Source organism: Lysobacter sp. HDW10 (assembly GCF_011300685.1).
GTDB lineage: Bacteria > Pseudomonadota > Gammaproteobacteria > Xanthomonadales > Xanthomonadaceae > Solilutibacter.
The window spans coordinates 1,222,369-1,244,774 of record NZ_CP049864.1 but is presented as its reverse complement, the minus strand read 5'-3'; the positions used below and the strand labels follow the sequence as shown (position 1 = coordinate 1,244,774).

The 22,406-nt window shown below is 58.0% G+C and carries 19 protein-coding genes; 7 read left to right on the top strand and 12 right to left on the bottom strand.

The annotated features are described in order from the left end of the window. Positions 1-99: 99 nt before the first annotated feature. From G7069_RS05870 to G7069_RS05830, 9 genes are all read right to left on the bottom strand, one after another. Positions 100-1,041: a glycosyltransferase family 2 protein gene (locus G7069_RS05870; RefSeq protein ID WP_166295250.1), complete on the bottom strand. Its 942-nt coding sequence runs from the start codon at positions 1,039-1,041 to the stop codon at positions 100-102. A 1-nt stretch (position 1,042) separates the two neighbouring features. Then, on the bottom strand, positions 1,043-2,050 hold the full coding sequence (locus G7069_RS05865) for a glycosyltransferase family 2 protein (protein WP_166295248.1): 1,008 nt from the start codon (positions 2,048-2,050) through the stop codon (positions 1,043-1,045). After that, positions 2,050-4,173, bottom strand: a complete 2,124-nt coding sequence (locus G7069_RS05860) for a RelA/SpoT family protein (RefSeq protein WP_166295246.1) — start codon at positions 4,171-4,173, stop codon at positions 2,050-2,052. The genes G7069_RS05865 and G7069_RS05860 overlap by 1 nt, the downstream gene beginning before the upstream one ends. 4 nt (positions 4,174-4,177) lie before the next feature. After that, on the bottom strand, positions 4,178-8,047 hold the full coding sequence (hrpA, locus tag G7069_RS05855) for an ATP-dependent RNA helicase HrpA (RefSeq protein ID WP_166297592.1): 3,870 nt from the start codon (positions 8,045-8,047) through the stop codon (positions 4,178-4,180). Positions 8,048-8,117: 70 nt separating this feature from the next. After that, entirely contained in the window at positions 8,118-9,041 is a 924-nt protein-coding gene (locus G7069_RS05850; RefSeq protein WP_166295244.1) for an aspartate carbamoyltransferase catalytic subunit, read from the bottom strand. A 10-nt stretch (positions 9,042-9,051) separates the two neighbouring features. Further along, positions 9,052-9,504, bottom strand: coding sequence for a Holliday junction resolvase RuvX (ruvX, locus tag G7069_RS05845; protein WP_166295242.1), 453 nt, complete (start codon positions 9,502-9,504; stop codon positions 9,052-9,054). Then, entirely contained in the window at positions 9,501-10,064 is a 564-nt protein-coding gene (locus G7069_RS05840; protein WP_166295240.1) for a YqgE/AlgH family protein, read from the bottom strand. Before G7069_RS05840 ends, ruvX begins: the two co-directional genes overlap by 4 nt. A gap of 35 nt (positions 10,065-10,099) precedes the next feature. Then, complete coding sequence (locus tag G7069_RS05835; protein WP_166295238.1) at positions 10,100-11,233, bottom strand: PilT/PilU family type 4a pilus ATPase; 1,134 nt, start codon at positions 11,231-11,233, stop codon at positions 10,100-10,102. A gap of 26 nt (positions 11,234-11,259) precedes the next feature. After that, positions 11,260-12,297, bottom strand: a complete 1,038-nt coding sequence (locus G7069_RS05830; RefSeq protein ID WP_166295236.1) for a type IV pilus twitching motility protein PilT — start codon at positions 12,295-12,297, stop codon at positions 11,260-11,262. Positions 12,298-12,402: 105 nt separating this feature from the next. On the opposite strand from G7069_RS05830, the gene G7069_RS05825 reads away from it, so the two are divergent. From G7069_RS05825 to G7069_RS05815, 3 genes are read left to right on the top strand one after another with little or no spacing between them, the layout of a single operon-like run. Next, on the top strand, positions 12,403-13,074 hold the full coding sequence (locus tag G7069_RS05825) for a YggS family pyridoxal phosphate-dependent enzyme (RefSeq protein ID WP_166295234.1): 672 nt from the start codon (positions 12,403-12,405) through the stop codon (positions 13,072-13,074). A gap of 18 nt (positions 13,075-13,092) precedes the next feature. After that, a complete protein-coding gene (proC, locus tag G7069_RS05820; protein ID WP_166295232.1) occupies positions 13,093-13,926 on the top strand; it encodes a pyrroline-5-carboxylate reductase in 834 nt (277 codons plus the stop codon). Between the two features lie 7 nt (positions 13,927-13,933). After that, positions 13,934-14,422: a DUF4426 domain-containing protein gene (locus tag G7069_RS05815; protein ID WP_166295230.1), complete on the top strand. Its 489-nt coding sequence runs from the start codon at positions 13,934-13,936 to the stop codon at positions 14,420-14,422. Here the strand turns inward: G7069_RS05815 and G7069_RS05810 are convergent. Together G7069_RS05810 and pdxH are read right to left on the bottom strand one after the other, a co-directional pair. Beyond that, positions 14,411-15,211 carry an ABC transporter substrate-binding protein gene (locus G7069_RS05810; RefSeq protein ID WP_166297590.1) on the bottom strand — a complete coding sequence of 267 codons (801 nt, stop codon included), beginning with the start codon at positions 15,209-15,211 and terminating at the stop codon, positions 14,411-14,413. The two genes, G7069_RS05815 and G7069_RS05810, sit on opposite strands and share 12 nt — an antisense overlap. Then, positions 15,211-15,807 carry a pyridoxamine 5'-phosphate oxidase gene (pdxH, locus tag G7069_RS05805; protein WP_166295228.1) on the bottom strand — a complete coding sequence of 199 codons (597 nt, stop codon included), beginning with the start codon at positions 15,805-15,807 and terminating at the stop codon, positions 15,211-15,213. Before pdxH ends, G7069_RS05810 begins: the two co-directional genes overlap by 1 nt. Before the next feature lie 74 nt (positions 15,808-15,881). Here pdxH and G7069_RS05800 point away from each other — a divergent pair, with 74 nt between their 5' ends. The 4 genes from G7069_RS05800 to hemE are packed head-to-tail and all read left to right on the top strand — an operon-like array spanning position 15,882 to position 18,873. Next, positions 15,882-16,403: a shikimate kinase gene (locus G7069_RS05800; RefSeq protein ID WP_166295226.1), complete on the top strand. Its 522-nt coding sequence runs from the start codon at positions 15,882-15,884 to the stop codon at positions 16,401-16,403. Next, on the top strand, positions 16,400-17,485 hold the full coding sequence (gene aroB / locus G7069_RS05795; protein ID WP_166295224.1) for a 3-dehydroquinate synthase: 1,086 nt from the start codon (positions 16,400-16,402) through the stop codon (positions 17,483-17,485). The genes G7069_RS05800 and aroB overlap by 4 nt, the downstream gene beginning before the upstream one ends. A gap of 33 nt (positions 17,486-17,518) precedes the next feature. Then, positions 17,519-17,773 (top strand): WGR domain-containing protein, encoded by a 255-nt coding sequence (locus G7069_RS05790; protein ID WP_166295222.1) that lies wholly within the window; start codon positions 17,519-17,521, stop codon positions 17,771-17,773. A 14-nt stretch (positions 17,774-17,787) separates the two neighbouring features. Then, complete coding sequence (hemE, locus tag G7069_RS05785; RefSeq protein WP_166295220.1) at positions 17,788-18,873, top strand: uroporphyrinogen decarboxylase; 1,086 nt, start codon at positions 17,788-17,790, stop codon at positions 18,871-18,873. On the opposite strand, the gene G7069_RS05780 is transcribed toward hemE, so the two are convergent. Continuing rightward, positions 18,846-22,403: a hybrid sensor histidine kinase/response regulator gene (locus G7069_RS05780; RefSeq protein ID WP_166295217.1), complete on the bottom strand. Its 3,558-nt coding sequence runs from the start codon at positions 22,401-22,403 to the stop codon at positions 18,846-18,848. The genes hemE and G7069_RS05780 overlap by 28 nt on opposite strands. Between the last annotated feature and the right edge of the window lie 3 nt (positions 22,404-22,406).

The window sequence follows — 22,406 nt, the reverse complement described above, 5'->3', positions numbered from 1 at the left end:
GTCGTCATAGTCTTCGAAGTCGTCATCGTAATCGTCTTCAAAATCGTCGTAGTCGTCATTTGCCACGGACAGCGGTACTCGATGCAAGATTTTCCAAGTCTATGCCAGATTGTCGCCGGAACCCTCACGCAACTCTGAACCGCTACGAACGCCGAGTCGCCCGCGGATGCCGTCCACAATACCGCCCAACATGGCACGCGCATTGGCCACACGCGGCTGAACGAACAGGCTGAATCCGACAAATTTCAAGGCCAGTCGCGGGATGTCTTGCGCAATCCACAGGCCGGGGGTGGTGGCTCGGAAATACAAATGCACGCGGTTGCGCATCATGTAATAAAGGCGAACCGGCGCATGGATCGCAGCATAGCCGCCCGGCCGGCGTGCGAGGCGATCGCCCAATCGGTGCTGCATCTTTGCGTCCGCACTGCCCAAGAGTCCGAATCCCGCCGCCACGGCGCGGTGCGACCATTCCATGTCCACGTTATCGATGAACAAGGCTTGATCAAACGGACCCACCTGTCGATAGGCATCGAGTGGCATTAAAGTCCCGGACGTGATCAGGAAATCGCAGGACACGGTTGTGCCGGGTGTCGGCCATTGCTTTCGATTTAACGGAAAACCAAATCGCACGAAGGGCGCGGGCGCACCCGTCCGCGCATCCAGATGTGTCGGACCGATGGCGGCAATGCGCTTGGCGCGCTTCTGCGCTGTCTGCAGGTCATGCAGCAGGTGCGCCAGCATGTAATCTTCCGCTTGGCTGTCTTGATCAAGTAACAACACATGATCAGCACCCCAAGCCTCGGCCGCATGGATGCCGCGGTTTAAGGCTTCGGCGATGCCGACGTTACCGCCCACGGTATCGACCTCGATGCCGTCGCCTCGCAACGCGCGTACAGCTGCTTGCGCGGGGATGGATACGGAATTGTCGACGATGAAAGTTCGCGCCACTTGCGGCGCGATCTGACGGACGTTGTCGAGCAAGACAGTGATGTCAGGTTCGTAGGTGACGATCACGGCTGCGATGTGCGTGTGCGTGTCCATCTCAGTTCAGCCCGAACAGGTCGACGAGTGCAGAACGAATGCCCTTGCCAAATCGATGATATCGACCACTCAGCAGCTCACGCGTCACCTCACGGATGCGCGCGAATATGGATGTACCTTGCCGATTGCGACTCTGCGCGTGACGAAGACGATCTTCAACGCGCGCGAAACGTTCGGGCGGCACACGCTGCATCCGCTTCACGTGCGCGTTGAACACTTCATAGCGTGCTTCCATCCGCGCCAAAAAGGCCCTTCGGTAGCCGGCAATACCAGTCGCCTTGTGTCGCAAGCCGCGCGCCTGCACCCCGATTTGGTTGTTGCCGTGTTGGCGGTAGCCCAACAGGGCTTCATTCAAGCTGCGCACTTTGCCATTCACAGATGCCACGATGGCCAGCCATTCGTCGTGCGCCCAGGCGTCTGGAAATGGCAACGCCTGATCCAGCACACGCGTTCGAAACGCCATCGCGGCGCCGGTCACGATATTTCTGCGAATCAATACGTCGAAGGCATCGCCTTCTGTCATCGTGCGCAATTCTGTAGCGCTCAGCTCCAAAACTTCGAACAATCGACGTCCCATCGGTGCGCCGTTCGCGTCAATCAATTCGGCATCACTGTGCAAGACATCGAGCGTGTCGTCCGCTTCAAACACAGCGGTCATTCGCGCGAGTTTGCTTGGGTACCAAACATCGTCCTGATCACACGGAAAAATAAGGTCGGCATGCGCGAGTTTGAAGCCGCGTTCGAAATTGCGCACATAGCCTACGTTGGTTGGATGCCGTAAGAAGTGCACACGCACGCCCATGGTCTCGAATCGCGTGGCGGCGCGCGCAAGTATTTCGGTCGTGTCATCTGTGGATGCATCATCTGAAAGTACGATGCAGTCAGGCAGGCGCGACTGTGCATAGAGACTGTCGAGCTGTCTTTGCAGATAAGACGCACCGTTGTAGGTGCACAACACGACGGCGAGGCTTAACGGTGCTGCGGCATTGGCGGTAGGCGACGGGTCCATCAGCCAGACAAACTGCTTTGTCGCCGCACATCCACCACACCGGCCACGGACGCCAGCTTGTCGAAAACCAAGGCCAATTGACCGTAGTCTTTGACTTGCACCTGCATTTCTACGCCGAGCATGCCGCTGCGCCCCATGGCTTTGGCATTGATTGCGCCCACATCAACACCGATTTGCGACATGAGATTGACGATGTCGCGCACCAACCATTTGCGATCTTCAGCTTCAACCGTGACGGCCACCGATTGTTTTGGCATGGCATCACCCCACGCCACAGGCACAACACGATCGGGCTCACGAAGCGCCAAGCGTTCGAACTCTACGCAATCCCTTCGATGGATGCGCAAGCCTTGCAGCTTGGTGAAATAGCCTGCGACTTGTTCGCCTGCGACCGGCTGGCAACATTGCGCGATCGAGGTCAGCACGTTGTCGATGCCGCCGACGCGAATGCCTTGCGCGGACGCGCCCTGCCGAGACGGCAGTTCAGCGAACTTGGGCAAATGCGTTTCAGCTTCAGGTGCGGGCGGTTCGGCTGCGCGTGCCAGCGCGCGCAAAATGGCCGACTGCCCCGCTTCACCCAAGGCCACCCGTTCAAACAACTCGTTCAAGTCGATGACATTGAACTCGTGCAACACCGCCGTGAGATCCGCGTGCGTGAAGCCGGAACGCTTCAGCGCACGATCGACAATTTCACGACCTTCACTGACGTTTCGCTCGCGATCAAGTTTGCGGAACCATGTCCTCACCTTTTCGCGTGAGCGGCCACTGGCCAAGAAGCGATTGCCCGGCATCAGCCAATCGCGTCGCGGCGCAATGTCTTTGCCGGTCATGATTTCGATGCGTTGCCCGGTCAACAACACAGTGTCGAGCGGCACAATCCTGCCGTCGACCTTGGCGCCGATGCATCGGTGCCCCACATCGGTGTGCACGCGATACGCAAAATCAAGCGGCGTGGCGCCATGCGGCAAGTCGAGTACGGCACCCTTGGGTGTCAGCACATAGACGCGGTCTTCCACCAACTCGGACGCCAGCGCACCGCCAAAACCCGGGTCAATCTCGTCTTCACCGCTTTCGAGTAATTGCCGCATCCACGCGACCTTGCGCTCGAGCATCGGATCACCCGGCCCACCTTCTTTGTAACGCCAGTGCGCGGCAATACCGAGCTCGGCGGCCGCGTGCATATCGCGCGTTCGAATTTGCACTTCGACGGTTCGACCTTCCGGCCCGATGATCGCTGTGTGCAGCGATTGGTAATCGTTGTTCTTCGGGCGTGCGATGTAGTCGTCGAATGCGCCTGGCACCGGCGTCCAGGTTGCATGCACCATGCCGAGCACGGCGTAGCATTCAGTCACGTTGTCAACAAGTACGCGTACCGCGCTCAAATCTTGTAAGGCTTCGAGCGCCACATTCTTTCGATGCATCTTCTTCCAGATGCTGTACAGGTGCTTCGGTCGACCGCTGATTTCCGCTTTGAAACCATGTGTGCGCAAGGCCTGCTGCAACGAAGATTTGACGTCTTCGATATGCGCTTGACGTGCACGGCGCGTGCCATCCATCGATTTCGCCAGGCGACGATAGGCCTCGGGCTCCAAAATACGGAAGGCTAAATCTTCGAGCTCCCATTTGAGCTGCCAAATCCCCAGGCGGTTGGCCAATGGTGCGTAAATGGCGCGCGTCAGTTGTGCGAGATCCGCTTGCGTCGCGTCGTCGTTGGCGATGGCCAATCGCAAGGCAGCGAGTTGACGCGCCAAGATCACCGGGACCACGCGCAAGTCTTGCAGCATTGCCAGCAGCAAGCGGCGCAATGGCTCGGGATCCAATGTGTCAGAGCGCGTTGCGTGAATGTCGCGGATGCGCGCGTCTGCATCCAAGCCTTCGACCAAGGTGCGCCACGTGTCAGGCAGGCCTTCGCGCGGGGCGTCCACAGCGTGTACGACTGCCGCAGCGATCACTTCATCCGCAGCATTCAAGCCTTGCAGAAGCTCGATCACAATGGTGAGCGCGGGACGCACCTGAGCGAGCTCAACCTCACGTCCTTGCAGATGACGGACTAACGCGAGGCGCGCCTCTGCCTCCAAGGAAGGCGTGAGCGTTTGCAGGTCAAGGTTCAAGGCGTCCGACATAGGCTCATCTTGTCATGTGCAGACGTTCGAGTCTTGTGTGCAGCTTCTTCACCGATGTACCGGATTCAAACCCGAGTTCTTGCGCAAAAGTGGCCACGCGCAGCTCCTCCAATGCCTTACGGAAAGCCACCCAAGACGGCGTCAGCCGCTGCGCCGGCTTCAGCGTGTCGAGTGCATCGACAAAAGGCTTGAGTTCGAGCATGCGCGATTGGTCTTTGCTTGGGTCACGTTGCGCGCGTTCTGCGCGCAAACTCAGGGCACGCAAATAGCGCGGGTACTGGGCGAGGACGTCTGTATCCATGTCACGCAGAAAGCCTGGGAATGCCAGTGCGGCCAAATGCGCCTGCATATCGGCAAGATTGCCAGCGGCCCAGCCCATCAGACGGCTTTCCAGCTTGCCGCGAATCTCGGTCACTTGATCCAAGATCGCTTCGGCCTGCTGCAAACGTCGCATCGACTCTGCAAACAGTGCCTTGCCTATGTCGCTGCACTGTGCCTCAAAGACTTTGCGATCGCGGATGTCGGACAAGGCCTCTGGCATGAGCGCAGCAATCGCACCCGCGACTAGATCCTCGCGCAGGCGATCGCTGTCTTTCAGTCCACTACGGCGAGGCGCGGTTGACTCAATCGCCGCATACAACAAACCTGTTTTGGCCGGAATCGGCAATTGCTTGCGCGCTTGTTTGGCTTTGTCCTCCAAGGCAAATGCCATGAGACGTTTGACGCCTTCGGAATGCGCGGCGTCTGCTTCTGATTGCGTTGGAAAGACACGCAAGGCGACACTGTCGCCTGCATCCACCAATGCAGGAAAGGCAGGGATGCCCCCGTCGCCGCGGACCAAACGCGGCATCGGTGTCGATGGGAAGGTGCGCAAATCATCCGCAATCCAATCGCGCGCTGCGCGTTGCGTAAACGCATCGTGCGCGCGCTGTGCAAATTGCGAGCGCAGCGCATCAAGATCTCTCGACTGCGCGAGAACAGTTTGGCCGTCTGACTCTTGCAACTGCAGATTGATTTTGAGGTGCGCCTCCAAACCGGCTTCGTCAAAGTCGGTGGCTGCAACTTCAACACCGGTGAGTTTCTTTAAAAAGCGCGCCAACGCGCCGGTGATCGCGTCTGCTTCAGGGGCAGGATGGGCTTCTTTGAATGCCTTTGCAAAATCGGGCGCTGGCACAAAATTTCGGCGCAGCGCTTTGGGCAATCCTTTGATGAGCGCGGACGCTTTGTCTTGAACGAAACCCGGGGCCATCCAACTGAGTGCAGCGGCATCCAACGCATTGAGCAGATGCAAAGGCACCACAAGCGTCATGCCGTCATCTACGGCACCCGGATCAAAGCGATACCGAACAGCCAAACGGACGTCTTGATGGGCCATGTACGGCGGAAACAAAGTCGCATCGGTTTCATCTGCGACGAGCACGTCGTCACGCGACCAATGCAAACTGTCTTTTGCCTTCGCATCCAGTCGCTTGACCCAAGCATCCAATGCCTGTGTGTCGTGCACATCGGCGGGTAGACGATCGAGATACCAGCGGGCTTGCCAGTCCTCGTCCACCACGATGCCGACGCGACGTTGCTTGGCCTCTTCTTCCCGTGCCGCTTCAATCACTGCAAGATTGCGCGCCACAAAGGCACTCCGCGAATTGATCTCACCGGTGACCAAACCATCACGCACAAAAATGCCACGTGACTCGTCGGGATAAAGCGCACCGTAGTTGACAGGCTTCTTTGGTGCCAACACCAAACCAAACAAGCTGATTTGTTCACTCCCTAAGACACGTCCTTGCGAGCGCGACCAACGCGGATCGTGATGCCGACGATGCAACAAGTGCGGCAGTTCGGCGATGACCCAATCCGGTTCAATCGCGGCATTGGTCATCGCCCAAAGCTTTTCGGTATCAAGCAAGGTAGCGCTTAGTACCCATGCGGGCGGCTTTTTCGCCAAGGCAGAGCCTGGAAACAGGCGGAATTTCCGACCACGAACACCGTCGTATAAACCTTGGTCACCCAAGTGTCCGATGTGCGTGGGTAGGCCCGCAATGAGTGCGCGATGCAGGGGCGCATACTCCGCAGCTGCACTGTTTGACGACCAGTTCATCTCTTCACAGATCAACTTGAGCTGGCGATGCAACTCGCGCCACTCCCTGAGTCGCAGGAAGCCGAGGAAGTTTCGCTCAGCCCACTTGCGCAACTGCGATTGGCTGAGGTCTTCGTGCGCCTGGCGGAACGCGTCCCACAATTTAAGTATGCCGACGAACTCGGATTTTGGATCCGCGAATTGGGCATGCGCGGTATCCGCGGCTTGCCGTTGGTCTGCAGGTCGTTCGCGCGGATCTTGAATCCCAATGAAGCTGGTGATCGTCAGCATTTCGGCCAAGCACCCATGCTTTTGCGCCGCAACGAGCATCCGCGACAGCTTCACATCGACCGGCAGTTTCGCCATCTGCTTGCCGATCGCCGTGAGCGTACGCGCGTTAGACACCGCACCCAGCTCAAGCAACTGCTGCCAGCCATCTGCAATGGCGCGCGGGTCTGGCGGCTCTAGGAACGGAAAGGCATCAATTTCGCCGAGCCCGATCGAGAGCATTCGAAGAATAATCCCGGCCAACGCCGATCGTCGAATTTCCGGATCGGTGAACGCGTCTCGAGATTGAAAATCCGCTTCGGAATAGAGTCGAATGCAGATGCCGGACGCAACACGACCACATCGACCTTTGCGTTGTTCGGCACTGGCTTGCGAAATCGACTCGATGTGCAATCGGTCCAGCTTCAAACGCGGACTGTAGCGTTTTACACGCGCAAAGCCGGGATCCACGACATACCGAATCCGCGGCACTGTGAGAGAAGTCTCTGCGACGTTCGTGGCCAACACGATTCTGCGCTTAGGACCCGGATGAAAGACGGCATCCTGATCTTTCCCGCTCAAGCGCGCATACAAAGGGACGATTTCGGTACTGCGGTATTTGCGTCGTTCAAGTGCCAAGTGGGCATCACGAATCTCGCGTTCACCAGGCAAAAAGATCAGCGTGTCACCCATCGGATCTTCACGCGTGATTTCATCACAGGCCGCCACGATGCCATCCAAGACTGTGCGCTCGCCATCACTGTCGCTCCCCCCTTCAATCGGTCGATAACGCACTTCGACCGGAAAGGTGCGCCCTTCTACCTCGACCACCGGCGCATCTTGGAAATGTGCGGAAAAGCGTGAGGTATCAATCGTTGCCGAAGTGACGATCACTTTCAGATCTGGGCGTTTTGGCAGGAGTTGTTTTAGGTAGCCGAGCAAGAAATCAATATTGAGGCTGCGTTCGTGCGCTTCATCGATGATGAGCGTGTCGTATTTCGACAACCAGCGATCGCCATGAATCTCCGCAAGCAAGATGCCATCGGTCATGAACTTGATGGCCGTGGCGTCGCCAACGCTCTCGGTGAATCGGACTTGATAGCCAACGGCACCCCCCATTGGCACGCCGAGCTCTTCAGCAACGCGTCTGGCGACGGATCGCGCCGCAATCCGTCGTGGTTGGGTGCAGCCAATCATGCCCGCGGCACCGCGACCGGCCATCAGACACAGCTTGGGCAGTTGCGTTGTTTTTCCCGAGCCCGTCTCACCGGCAAGCACCACGACCTGATGCGTGCGAATCAGACGAACGATGTCCTCTGCGTGCGCGGCAATGGGTAAGTCCGCTTGCACGCTGGCGGAAGGCAATTGTGCCGCGCGTGCATTGCGCGATTGGATGGATTCATCCAGCTTCGCTAAGAAAGCTTTCTTTGCGTTTGCGTCATCGGGCGTCTTTCGCCATTTCCCGAGCAAGGCGATCAGCTTTCCGCGGTCACGCGTGCGCGCAAGCGCGAGTTGCGCGCCTGCTTGCATCAGGGGCGTGTCTGCGCGCTTCTGTCCGTTTGCCTCTGTTGCCACGTCTCTAAAAATCCAAGCGCGCGATTCAGTCGCACGTACCTCTCAGGGCACGCTCGAGCACAGCTGCGCGCGCGTACACGCCATTTCGAACCTGCTGAAGAATGCGCGATTGTGGGCCGTCTGCGACCGCGTCCTCAATCTCGACGCCGCGATTCATCGGACCGGGGTGCATGACAATGGCATCTGCCGCAGCACGCGCCAAGCGCGCTTCGGAAATGCCAAAGTTCGCGTGATAGTTCTCTAGTGAATCGACGAGCCCTTCTTCCATCCGTTCACGTTGCAAGCGCAAGGTCATCACAACGTCGACCCCGTCAAGCGCATCGTCCAATCGATCCATCAGCTGTGCACGTGGCATATCGTCCGCCGCGGGCAATAACTGTGTCGGGCCGCAGACGCGAATATCTTGCACGCCCAACAATGCGAGCGCTTGGTAGTCGCTACGTGCGACACGCGAGTGTTTGACATCACCGACGATGGCCACACGCAATTGGGTGAAGTCCTGACCCTTGTTTTGCTGCAAGGTCATCATGTCGAGGAGTGCCTGCGTGGGATGGTTGCTGCGGCCATCGCCGGCATTCACAAAACGCGTGCCCTTATTCGCATGCGCGACCAGTGCGTCCACCGCGCCATCTTCATGGTGGCGAACGACGAAGACATCCACACCCATGGCTTCGATATTTCGAAAGGTGTCGAGTGCGGTCTCGCCCTTTCGAGTCGATGAGTTGGCGACGTCGAATGACAACATATCGACGCCCAATCGCTGCGCGGCACGCTGGAAGCTCAGCTTGGTGCGCGTCGACGGCTCGAAGAACAACGTGGAGACGCATGCATCTTTAGGAATATTTGCCGCCGGCGCACCTTTAATGAATGCCTCAGCGCGCGTCATCAATGCGCGCAATGTCGCCTCACTCAGCCCGTCGATTCGAATCAGATTTGCATCCTGCCCCATGTGCGCTCCCCTATGACTCAATTTCGATGGCATCTTCCGGCGAAGCGATCCAACGCTCGACAATAATCGCGGCGGCGAATGCGTCCAATGCATGTGCATCGCGTCGCTTCGCACGTCCTTCGGCCCGGCGTTGTGCAAAGCCTTGCGCCGCCTCAACGGAACTACTGCGCTCATCCATCATCACAACCGGAATCTTGAACTCTCGCTTCAACATCTGCGCGAAAGCGCGCGCAAACACGCGAATCGGTTGGTCTTCACCCGATAAGGTCTGCGGATCGCCCACTACGCAACCCGCGGGCCGCCACTCGCGCATCACCTTTTGCAGTTGACGTGCATCAGCGATGTCGTCGTGCACATCAATCACGGCGACAGGTCTTGCGCCCCCGCCCAATGCACTGCCGATCGCGACGCCGATGCGTCGCCGACCGACATCAAACCCCAGCACACTGCCTTCAATCATCATGCGCGGCCGCTATACCCCGCCATCTGCATCGGGTCGAAACCCAAGCGGCCAGTGGCAGTGCGCCAACGCTCTTCAATCGGCACTTCAAACAGGAGTTGTTGGTCTGCATCTACCACGATCCAACTGTTGTCGACCAGTTCTTGTTCCAACTGACCGGGCGCCCAGCTGGCGTAACCCAATGCAATCAGGGAATGTTCGGGACCGGTGCCGTTGGCAATGGATTCAAGAATGTCTCGCGAGGTCGTAAGCGAGAGACCATTGCCGAGCGCGACGCTGGATTCCCACTGCGCATCGCCGGCGTGCAACACAAATCCGCGCTCAATATGCACCGGACCGCCCTGCAACACATGGTGCATGCGCAGGGTTTCATTTTCAGTGCTGACCTCGATCTGCTGCAGCAACTCGCCCATCAACATGTCGGACGGGCGATTCACCACCAAAGCCATGGCACCGCTGGCATCGTGCTGGCATACCAAGGCGACGGATTGGGAGAACGTTGGATCGTCCAGGCTGGGGACTGCGACGAGGAGCTGATTCGCTAGGGAGGAGGTGGTCGACATGGGGCCATTTTAGCGTGCCCCACCCCAGTGCGAGGTTAACGGCTCTCGGAAACCTCGACCCCGTCCATGCCTTGCGCCAACGAATGCGGATCGCCGCCTTGGGCAAGCTTGATGCGCAGACGTACTTCGTTGGTCGAGTCGGCAAAACGCAGTGCGTCGTCGTAAGAAATGTGCCCTTCTTGGTACATCTCGAACAGGCTTTGGTCGAACGTCCGCATACCGAGCTGCGTGGAGTCTTTCATCACTTCCTTCAGCTTGTGGATCTCGCCATCGCGGATGTAGTCCTGCACCAACGGTGTGCCCAACAACACTTCGATCGCGACGCGACGGCCTTTACCGTCAATGGTCGGCACCAGCTGCTGCGCCACCACACCCTTCAAGTTCAAAGAGAGATCCATCAACAATTGTTGACGGCGGTCTTCAGGGAAGAAGTTGATGATGCGATCCATGGCTTGGTTCGCATTGTTGGCGTGCAGCGTACACAGCACCAAGTGACCCGTTTCTGCGAATGCAATCGCGTGATCCATGGTTTCGCGCGTACGCACTTCGCCGACCAAAATCACGTCTGGCGCTTGGCGCAACGTGTTCTTCAGCGCGGATTCCCAGCTATCGGTATCGATGCCGACTTCGCGCTGGGTGACCATGCAGCCTTCGTGGCGATGCACGAATTCAATCGGATCTTCAATCGTGATGATGTGGCCACTTGAGTTCTTATTGCGGTAACCCACCAAGGATGCCAAGGAGGTTGATTTACCCGAACCGGTGGCACCCACGAACATCACGATGCCGCGCTTGGTCATCGCCAAGCTTTGCATGACCGGCGGCAAGTTCAATTCTTCAATGGTCGGAATCTTGCTTTCAATCCGACGTAAGACCATGCCCACTTGGTTGCGCTGGTAGAACGCCGACACACGAAAACGGCCCGTACCGGCGAGACCGATCGCGAAGTTGCATTCCTTCGTGCGTTCGAACTCTTCACGCTGTGCCGGCGACATGATGCTGAGCACGATGTCTCGCGACTCTTGGGGCGTTAGCGGCGTTTCAATGATTGGCGTCATCTTGCCGTGCACCTTGTAAGAAGGCGGCATACCGGCGGTGATAAACAAGTCGGAGGCGCGTTGCTGCGCCATGATCTTGAGGAAGCCTGTGAAATCGGTGGGGGTAGTCATGCTCTTTCTCCGTGCGCCAGAACGACTTAGTCGAACAGGCGCTTATCTTTTGCGTATTCGCGCGCTTGCTGCTTGATGACGAGATTACGCGCCACCAAATCTTGTAAGCACTGATCAAGCGTTTGCATGCCGTACTGCTGACCGGTTTGGATCGACGAGTACATCTGCGCGACTTTGTCTTCGCGAATGAGGTTTCGAATGGCGGGCGTGCCCACCATGATTTCGTGCGCCGCGATACGTCCGCCGCCCACTTTTTTCAACAGACTTTGTGAAATAACGGCACGGAGCGATTCGGACAACATTGAACGCACCATCGGCTTTTCGCCGGCGGGGAACACGTCGATGATCCGGTCGATGGTTTTGGCGGCACTTGAGGTATGCAAGGTGCCCAACACCAAGTGCCCCGTTTCTGCAGCGGTCAATGCCAAGCGAATGGTTTCAAGGTCACGCAATTCGCCGACCAGAATGTAGTCAGGATCTTCACGCAAGGCCGAACGCAGTGCTTCGTTGAAGCCGTGCGTATCGCGGTGCACTTCGCGCTGATTGACCAAGCATTTTTGCGATTGGTGAACGAATTCGATCGGATCTTCCACCGACAGAATGTGGCCGTACTCGTTGCGATTGATGTAGTCGAGCATGGCAGCCAACGTGGTCGACTTACCCGAACCGGTGGGCCCGGTCACCAGAATCAAACCTTGCGGCTGTTGAACGAGCTCACGAAACACGGGCGGACAGCCCAGTTCTTCCAAACTCAAAACGACGGACGGAATCGTACGGAACACCGCACCCGAGCCGCGGTTCTGTGTAAAGGCATTGACGCGGAAGCGTGCCAAGCCGGGGATTTCAAACGAAAAGTCGGTTTCGAGAAATTCTTCGTAATCACGGCGTTGCTTGTCCGACATGATGTCGTAAATCAGCGCGTGCACTTCTTTGTGTTCGAGCGGCGCAATATTGATGCGTCGAACGTCACCGTCCACCCGGATCATCGGTGGCAAGCCCGCCGAAAGATGCAAATCGGACGCTTTGTGCTTGACCGAAAAGGCCAGGAGTTCAGCGATATCCATGTCGTACTCTCCCCGAGTATTGATTCGGACGGACGCAATAGCCGACCGTGTTTAGGGCATCCTAACGCGAAAAGGATGCAAATCCATGTCCCCGAGGTTCATTAAATGCCTTCCGCCCCACTGAGTAAAGTCTTGGATGAACTGCGTACCGCATCGCAGCAGGCAGGACGCCCGCTGCCGCGCCTGCTGGCCGTGAGTAAAACGCGCCCCGCCAGCGACGTTGCCCAGTTGGCTGCCGCCGGCCAGCTCGCCTTTGGCGAAAACTACGTTCAAGAAGCCATTGCGAAGCTGGCCGAGCTGACACACCTGCCATTGGAATGGCATCTCATCGGACACCTGCAAACCAATAAGGCACGCGAAGCGGCTCGGCATTTCGCTTGGGTCCAGACCGTCGATCGATTGAAGCTGGTAGATGCATTAATGAAACATCGGTCGGCAGATCAGCCGCCGCTCAATCTCTTGATCCAAGTGAATATCGACGATGAAGACAGCAAGCACGGCTGTCAGCCCGAAGACATCTTCGCCTTGGCCGAAGCGATTTCGCGCCACCCTAATTTGAAATTGCGCGGACTGATGGCGATTCCTGCGCCCGATCCGGACACGCGTGTGCAAGCGTTTGACGCCATGCATCGCTTGTTCTTGGATTTACAGAAGCATTTCGCCGACATTGATACCCTATCGATGGGCATGAGCGATGATGCGGCCCTCGCCATTGCGCACGGCTCAACGATGGTGCGCGTAGGTCGTGCACTGTTTGGCGAACGAACTGTCGTTTGAATTGAGGACAAAAGCCCCATGGGTCTTGAAGGTAATCGCGTAGCAGTCAGCTTTATTGGTGGCGGCAATATGGCGCGCAGCTTAATTGGCGGTCTGTTGACCAGTGGCACGTCGGCCGCGCAGCTTCATGTCGCGGAACCGGTCGAAGCGCTTCGTGCCGCACTGAGCCAAGACTTCCATGTGAATACACATGCTGAAGCGACGTCGGCCGCGGCACTGGGCCAGGTGTGGGTGATGGCAGTCAAACCGCAAGTGATGAAATCGGTGTGTGCATCCTTATCGGAACTAGCCAAAGCGCGACGTCCGCTGGTCATTTCGATCGCAGCGGGCATCACGACCGCACAAATTGCGGCTTGGCTCGGCTCGAGCACCGCCATCGTGCGAACCATGCCGAATACACCTGCACTCTTGGGCGCGGGCATTACGGGTCTATTTGCGAATGCGGATGCGTCTGACGCAGATCGCACCACCGCTGATCAACTCCTGCAGGCAGCAGGCCCCACGGTGTGGGTCGATGACGAATCCTTGATGGATGCCGTCACGGCGGTGTCCGGCAGTGGTCCGGCTTACGTGTTCTTGTTGGCGCAAGCGATGCTGGAGGCAGGCATTCGTGAAGGTTTGGATGCCGCACAAGCACAAGCGCTGGCGAATCAAACCATCTTAGGCGCTGCGCGCATGTTGACCGAAAGCGGCGACTCCGCCGAGGTGCTGCGACAACGCGTGACTTCACCCAATGGCACAACGCAGGCGGCCATTGAATCTTTCCAATCCGAGCATTTCGAAGACATCGTTGCGCGTGCCGTGCACGCCGCGCGTCTACGAGGTGCAGCGCTCTCTGCGGCCAATGACTGAGGACCTCATGAAAACTCTCAAAACGCGGATCGCGCTTGCCAGTCTGTGCGTCATGACGGCCTGTTCGGGCAACAGCGCACCGGATCAAAAAGTGCGTCCGGCGACAACAGCGCAAGCCTCGCTGCAAACCTTGACATCACATGTGAACGGCAAGACATTCATCCTGTCCGCCACACCGACGCACGCCCTTCAGCCGGGCATCGCGCGCCAATACGGCATCGAACAACGGGATGACACGACGATGGTTTTAGTCAGTGTGACGGACGCTTCGGGCAACGCGATCGATCCAGGCACTGCACAGGTGACCGTGTCTGCGGGGATTGTCCCCGCTACGCCGACTGAAATTGCCATGAAGCCTATACAAGTCGAGGGCTTTGCCAATCTCGTTGGCATCGTGACCGCGAAACCACCCGTGAAATTGAACATCCAAATGATGGTTCAAGATGGGGCTGCACAGACGTCTCAATCCTTTACGCGCGACGTCTTACCGCGCTGAGCGTTTGGCCGCCCATGCGGCAATAATGCGTTCAATATCTGCCACGCCGTCGGTTAAGGCGGCTGGGCCGGGCTGCAAGATGCGCGGCGATTTAATCTCGTGCAGTTCGCCGTTCAATACCGCCGGCACATTCGACCAGCCGGGACGCGCAGCCACGTGATCGGGCTGAAATTTCTTGCCGCACCACGAACCGATGACGATATCGGGGGCACGACGTGCGGCTTCTTCCCCATCGGCCAGAATGCGTTGCTTCGCCAATGACTCGGTGGCCAACTCGGGAAACACATCGATACCGCCGGCCAAGCTGACCAGTTCGGATACCCATTGAATGCCACTGATTTGCGGCGTGTCCCACTCTTCAATATAGACGCGCGGTTGAATGTTTCGACGCTGCGCGCGCTCAGCCACTGCCGCCAAACCCGATTCAAGCTTGGCCGCATAGTCCTCTGCCCGATCCGCACACCCGACTAACGCACCAAGGCGACGGATGTAATCGAGGATGCCAGACACACTGCGATGGTTCGCAATCCAGACTTCAACGCCGCGGCGTGTCAGCGCTGCTGCGATGTCGGCCTGCATATCGGAAAAACCGATTGCCATGTCCGGACGCAAAGCAACAATGGCGTCGATCTTGGCGCTGGTGAAAGCGCTGACCTTGGGTTTCTCTTTACGCGCTTGGGGCGGTCGTACGGTGAAGCCACTGATGCCCACAATGCGATCTTGTTGACCCAGGGCGTACAGCGTTTCCGTAGGCTCTTCGGTGAGACAAACGATTCTTGCGGGACCGATCACGGATAAAGCCGATGCGTTTCCCAGGCGCCTGATCGATTGAGGTCGTACACCACGCGATCATGCAAACGAAATTCCGCGCCATACCAAAATTCAAAATGGATTGGACGCACACGAAAGCCCGTCCATCTCGCGGGACGCGGGACTTCCCGACCCTCAAATTCTTTTTCAACTTGGGCATAGCGCGTATCAAATGCGTCACGGTCAGGCAGTCGTTCGCTTTGCATCGATGCCCAAGCACCCAATTGACTACCGCGTGCACGCGAGGCGAAATATGCATCCGCTTCGGCATCGCTGACGATTTCAACCTGACCTTCAATGCGAACTTGCACGGCATTACGCACACGTGGCCAGAAGAACAACAATGACGCATGCGGATTGCTTTGCAGTTCTTTGCCTTTGCGCCCATCCATGTGGGTGTAAAACACAAAGCCGCGCGCGTCATGCGCTTTTAGCAACACCATTCGGGCGGACGGGTGTCCATTGATGCCTGTCGTTGCGACCACCATCGCGGTCGGATCCGGCTCGCCTGCCGCAGTTGCTTCGGCAAACAATCGGTCGAAGGTTTCCAGTGCTTCAGTCAACAAGATATCCATCCCTGTATTGTGGACTGTTGACGTGTATTCCGCATCTGAACCGATCGGCGCGTATGCGTTGCTAGAATCCTCGGATGCCGCACGCAGACGACATCGTATTGATTGGCCCCATGGGGAGTGGCAAGTCCACCGTCGCCAAGGCCTTGGCCGCGCATATGAACATGCAAGCGATCGATTTGGATGCAGACATCGAAACGGATGCCGGAATGACCATTGCACAGATTTTTGCGGCAGAAGGTGAATCAGGATTTCGTGCGCGTGAGCACGCAGCTTTGAAGCGCGCATTGGGACGCGCATGCGTCATCGCGACCGGGGGTGGCATCGTGCTCGATGTGCGCAATCGTGACTTGATTTCCGAATCTGCAGCCTGTGTTTGGCTGGATGCGCCACTGCCTGTATTGGCGAATCGCCTACATTCGGAACGCGCGCACCGCCCCTTGCTCAACGGTGTCGATATCGAGACCAAGCTGAGCGCGCTCGATGCGGAAAGAAGGCCGCTCTACTCAGCGCTTGCGCAACTCCACATGGACACCCGCGAAGGGTCGGCTGAAGACATCGCCGTGCGTATTGCCACTGCACTGGCGGTCTTGCAATGACAACGACACATCGCATCCGAGTCGGTGGGCGCAATGCCTATGACATTTTCATTGAGCCCGGACTGCTGTCGCGATTGGACACGAGTGTGTGGCCTGTGCGCTCGCGTCAATTTCTGCTGGTCAGCGATGACCAAGTCGCTCCGCACTATGCGGAGCGCGTCAAGGCACAGCTCAAAGCCGCGGTCGCGGACGTCGATGTCCATGTTTTTCGGGCAGGTGAGTCGAACAAAAACTTGGCGACGTTTGAACAGATCACCGCTTCGCTCGCCAAGATGGGCGCGCGACGTGATGCTTGCATCGTTGCCTTAGGGGGCGGTGTTGTCGGTGATCTGGCCGGCTTCGCGGCCGCATGCTGGATGCGCGGCATGGACTTTGTTCAAATCCCGACCAGCTTGCTCGCGATGGTCGATTCCTCAGTCGGTGGCAAAACGGGTATCGACACACCCGCCGGGAAAAACCTGCTCGGCGCGTTCCATTTTCCACGTGTCGTCTTGATTGACCCTGAGTTGCTGCAAACCTTGCCAGCACGAGAATGTGCGGCCGGCTTTGCAGAAGTCATCAAATATGGTGCGTTGGGGAATGCTGCGTTCTTCAACTGGTTGGAAAAGGAAGCCGATGCACTTAAGGCATTGAACCCGGATGCCATTGCACGCGCCATTGCCGCGTGTTGCCAGATGAAAGCCGACATCGTTGAGCGCGACCCCTTCGAGCGCGGCGACCGCGCATTGCTGAACTTCGGGCACACCTTTGGGCACGCCATTGAAAGCGCGCAAGGTTTTGACGGTTTGAACCACGGCGAGGCCGTTGCCGTCGGTATGTGCTGCGCAGCCCGACTATCAGAAGTCTGTGCCGGCGCGCCCGCTGCAGATACTGAACGACTCATCCATTTATTGAAGCGCTTCGGCTTGCCAACGGAAGTCCCGGCTGGGCTTAAGCCCGAAGATTTACTCGCGCGGATGCGCTTGGACAAGAAGGCAGATTTGAACGGGCTGCGTTTTATCGTGTGGGAAGGGATCGGTCGAACCCGCGTCGCGCAGGGGATTACAGACGCCCAAGTCTTGGCGGCACTTCAGGCGCCCTGAGACGAAAGGCTGCGCGGGCTTTACAATGCCCGCATGCGCCTGCTCCTCCAACAACGTCCGCAAGGAAACGAAGCACCCCGCTTCGTGCAATTGCAGTTGCAGTCCGACTTGTTCGGGCAATGGGAGCTCGTGCGCGAGACCGGACAACAAGGTGCGCGAAGCACCTTGCGTCGCGAACAATTCATTAACCACGCCTCGGCTTTGGAAGCACTCGAAAAAGCCCGTGATCAACACCTGAGTAAAGGCTTTCAGCTGATGTTTGCGCAGGGTGTGGACGCACCGCGCTAAGGCGCAGGAACCCTATGAACGCACCCTTGAAAAACGATCGCTTCTTGCGCGCTTTGCGTCGCGAGCCTGTAGACACCACGCCCGTATGGATCATGCGCCAAGCCGGCCGCTATTTGCCGGAGTATCGCGCCACACGTAAAGCCGCTGGCAGTTTTTTGGCGATGGCGACGAATCCGGAGATTGCATGCGAAATCACGCTGCAGCCGTTGCGTCGTTTTGAATTGGATGCGGCCATCTTGTTCTCGGACATCCTGACCGTGCCGGATGCCATGGGACTTGGACTGCATTTCGTTGAAGGCGAAGGCCCCAAGTTTGAACGACCGGTTCGCACGGAAGCGGATGTCGCCGCATTGCGCGTGCCAGACATGGGCACCTCTTTGGCGTATGTCACCGATGCGATTCGTTTGATTCGTCGCGAACTCGACGGCAGCGTGCCACTGATCGGATTCTCTGGCAGCCCGTGGACGTTGGCGTGCTACATGATCGAAGGCGGTGGCAGCAAGGACTTCTCGAAGATCAAGGCCATGGCACTGAACGCGCCGGATCTGCTGCATCGTTTGTTGGATGTCACGACCGACGCGGTGATTGCCTATTTGACTGCGCAGAAGGCTGCGGGCGCGCAAGCTTTGCAGGTGTTCGATACGTGGGGCGGCGTGCTGTCGCCTGCCATGTACCGGACGTTCTCGCTGAAATATTTGCAACGCATTGGTGCGGAACTTTCGCGCGGTGAAGGCGTGGATCGCACGCCTCTGATTTTGTTTGGCAAAGGCACGGGTCAACATTTGGCTGACTTGGTGGGCACCGGCGCAGATGCTTTGGGTGTCGACTGGACGGTGACGCTGGAAGACGCTGCTTGGCGTACGCGTAACGCCGTGGCACTTCAAGGCAACTTGGATCCAACCACGCTCTACGGCGAACCCGATGCGATTCGCCGTGAAGTCCAACTCGCGATGGACAGCTATGCCTCAGGTAACGGCAATTCGCGCGAAGGCCACGTGTTCAATCTCGGCCATGGCATGTCGCCTGACATGAATCCGGATCACGTAGCGGTCTTGGTCGACGAAGTGCATCGCTACGGCGCAAATCGGACCTTGCCGTAATCGATTGCAGCGCGTTGCTCGGTGAGATCCAGCAGCGCGCTTTCAATTGCGTCTAATAAATCGACGCCGCGGATGGGCTTGCGCAAGAAGCGGCTGAAACCGGCTTGCCGCGCGTCTGATTCAGCATTCGCATTTGCATGTGCACTCACGGCGAGCATCGCACCCGTGAATCCACTGTTGCGCATTTGGCGCGCCAAGTCGAAACCGTTGATGGCCGGCAGGTCCAGATCAAGCACAGCGACGTCAAAATGCCCGCCAGAGAGGTGAACCAACGCGTGCAGCCCGTTCAATACGTGCGTGACGCGATGACCTGCTTGCATGATCAAGGCGGAAAGGACGTCAGCAACCGCGTCATCGTCTTCAACCAACAGCACATCGAACGTGTGTGGCGTTCGCCGATGCGTTACGACAGTTGGCACCGGCATCGGTCTGTCCGTTTGCGGCAATGGAAGCTCAACGCTGAAGCGACTGCCAACACCGGGCACGCTTTCGACCGATAGACGTCCGCCCATGCCTTTCACCAGTTCTGCCGAAATCGCGAGCCCCAATCCACTGCCGCCATGTCGATGTGCGGTCAATGCGCCGTCGGCTTGCTCAAAGCGTTCAAACACACGCTGACATTGCTCAGGTCGCATGCCCGGCCCCGTGTCGTCAACGCAAAACAAATGCAAATCGCGCTCTATCGCGCGGTGCGAAAGTGTCACCGTGCCTTGCGCGGTGAACTTCAGTGCATTACCCACTAAGTTCATCAAGACTTGGCGAATGCGTACGACATCACCCGAGACACATTCGACACCGGTTTCGTCGCAGCTGAAAACAAACTGCACACCTTTACGCAGTGACAGGGGTGTCGCCCACTCAGCGATCTCCTCAAGCAAAGCACGCACCTCGAACGGCTTGGCAACGAAGTCCAACTTCCCAGCTTCGATGCGCGCCAAGTCCAAAGCATCGTCAACGATACGCAGCAAATGCTCACTCGATTTGCGGATGCTGTTCACACGCTGCATTTGTTGTTGCGAGAGCGCGGTCGTGGCGAGCAGTTCTGCCATCCCCATGACACCTGTCATCGGCGTTCGAATCTCGTGTCCAAAGGTCGCGAGGAATGTCGACTTGGCTGAAGAGGCCGCTGCATGTTGCTGCGCATGTTCGCGCGCAAGCTTGAGCTCTCGACGTCGATGGGCGCGCTTCACCACCGCCCAAATAGCGCCTGCCGTAAGACACAAAAGCAAGAGGCACATACACAGTTTGAACCATGACGTTTGCCACCAGTGCGGTTTGAGTTCGAACTGAATCGTTTGAATGTCGGTCGCGCGACCACGACCGTCTACGGCACGCAGATTTATGCGATAGCGACCGGGTCCGAGACCTGAAAGGATGCGCTCGTACGTGCCGCCCAAGTCAATCCAATCGCGATCAAGGCCTTGGACACGCATTTTGTAATGCACAGCGTCAGGATCGTCATACGCAATGGCGTGCATCTGTATGCGAATCTCTGCGCTATCTGCCGGCGCGATAAAGCGCGCGCCGTCCGTGTTAAGCGCGCGCCAGCGGCCATTCGCTCGCGCAAAAATCTGCGCAGGCGCTAGACGCGGCCACTCGGCATCGACGCCTTGGGCAGACGACAGAAATTGCATGACCACGCCATTCTCTGCAGCAGCGGCGGCCACGTTCGACGACGTCGATACCGCCAAACTGCCGGCAAGCAATTGTTGGTTGGACAAGCCGTTGGATACGTCAAACACCCGTGTGCCGTTCTCGCCAAACACAAACAAGCCGCGTGTCGTCGCAAGCCACACGTGGCCGTCGGACCCCACTCGGAATCCTTTGGCTTCGAGGTCACGCCATTTCGTTTCCGCGGGAAGTGTTCGCTTTAAGGACCAGATGCCATGACGCCTTTCGAATTCATACAAGCCACTCGGCGCGTGTGCCCAGATCTGCGTTGGCGATGCAATGGCGACGGCATCCAGATCCTGCACTGAAGTCGTCAGCAGCGGCACAAACGCGTCGCTTGCTTGCGTCAAGTGATGCAAACGACCCTCGACAACCGCAAATACATCGCCGCCTGGCAGTGCGTCGATCGATTGCAGGCCAATGGGTGCATCCGGGGCGTTCTGCACCGTTCTTAAGACCCGACCCTGCGCATCTCGTAGTTGCACGCCCCATCCGGGAAAGGACAGCCAAAACCGCCCCAGACCCGCATCACGCAACTCACCCAGCGAGGCATCTGGCAGGGCATCAAACCTGGCGTTTGCATCAAATACTGCGCGCACCCGTCCGTCCTGGATGCGAAGCAATTCATCGCGACCTGCTAACCAGACGACCCCCTGATCACTCGCGAGCACGGCTTTGGGTCGCACCGCTTTTGCAATGCCTGATACGCGCGTGAGTACCTGCCCTTCCGCACTGACCTGTTCGAGCACGCCGTCGAGACCGGCCAACCACCAACCTTGATCGCGCGCCTCCGCGATCGCGCGATATTCGACCGATGCCAAGCCATCCCCTTTGGCGGGCAATGCACGCAACTGCGTGACGTCTTTCCAGTTCGGCCGCAGGTACGCGAGCCCAATCCCGGGTGCCGTCGCCCACAGGGCACCGTCGGCTTGCCGATACAAAGCGCGCACCGGCTTTCCGTGCATGGCCCCTTCCATGCGCACCTCGCGCGACTGGTTGTGCTCGATACGCTTCAGTCCACGCTGCGTTGCGATCCAAAGTTGGCCCGAACCTGCTGATTCGATTTTGATCGCAGCATTAGGCCGTGCAAACGCGGCGGACCAAGTAGGCACAGCAACGCGATTGTCGTTCGATAGTGAGAACACGCCCGATGCGGTACCGATCCATACCTGATGCGCGTCTTGCGCCAAGCTATACACCACGTCATCGGCTTGGCCTATCGGTAAGTCGATGATCGACATTTGACCCTGCCGCCAGCGGAAAAGACCTGCGGCCGTCGCCACCCAAATGTCGCCAGGCGCGCGACGCAGCAATGCGACAATTTTTTCTCGCCCGGCCGGGCTATCTGACGTCGCGTTCAAGTACGTCTGAATTCGACGCGTGCGTAAATTCATTCGCAGCAAGCCGTCATTCGCCGTCCCGAACCAGACATCGTCGCCGTCGTCTTGTATGGCCCAGACATCCACCAACTTGGAATGCACGTGCGTATCGAAATGCTGCGCGTGGATACGATCCGCGTCCAATCGAACAACCCCATGGCCCATCACCGAGATCCACAGGCGATTGTTCGCATCCACATGCAACGCTTGAATTGAATTGCCGGGCAACCACGCGGTGTCGGCGTGTCGAAACGTCTTGAAGCCCCGGCCTGCGTGTTGAATCAGGCCATCCTCGGTTGCCATCCAAACCACGCCTTGCTGGTCGCGCACAAGGGCGTCGACCGCGCTATTGCTCAGGCCCTGTTGCGCGCCCATGAGGCGAAAGCTTGGGATCCAGGGCGCAGCTTGCGCACACAACAACGACGCGTACGCCAAGGCGCACAAGCAACAGACGACGCGCGCCCATGTTCTTAGCTGCATTTT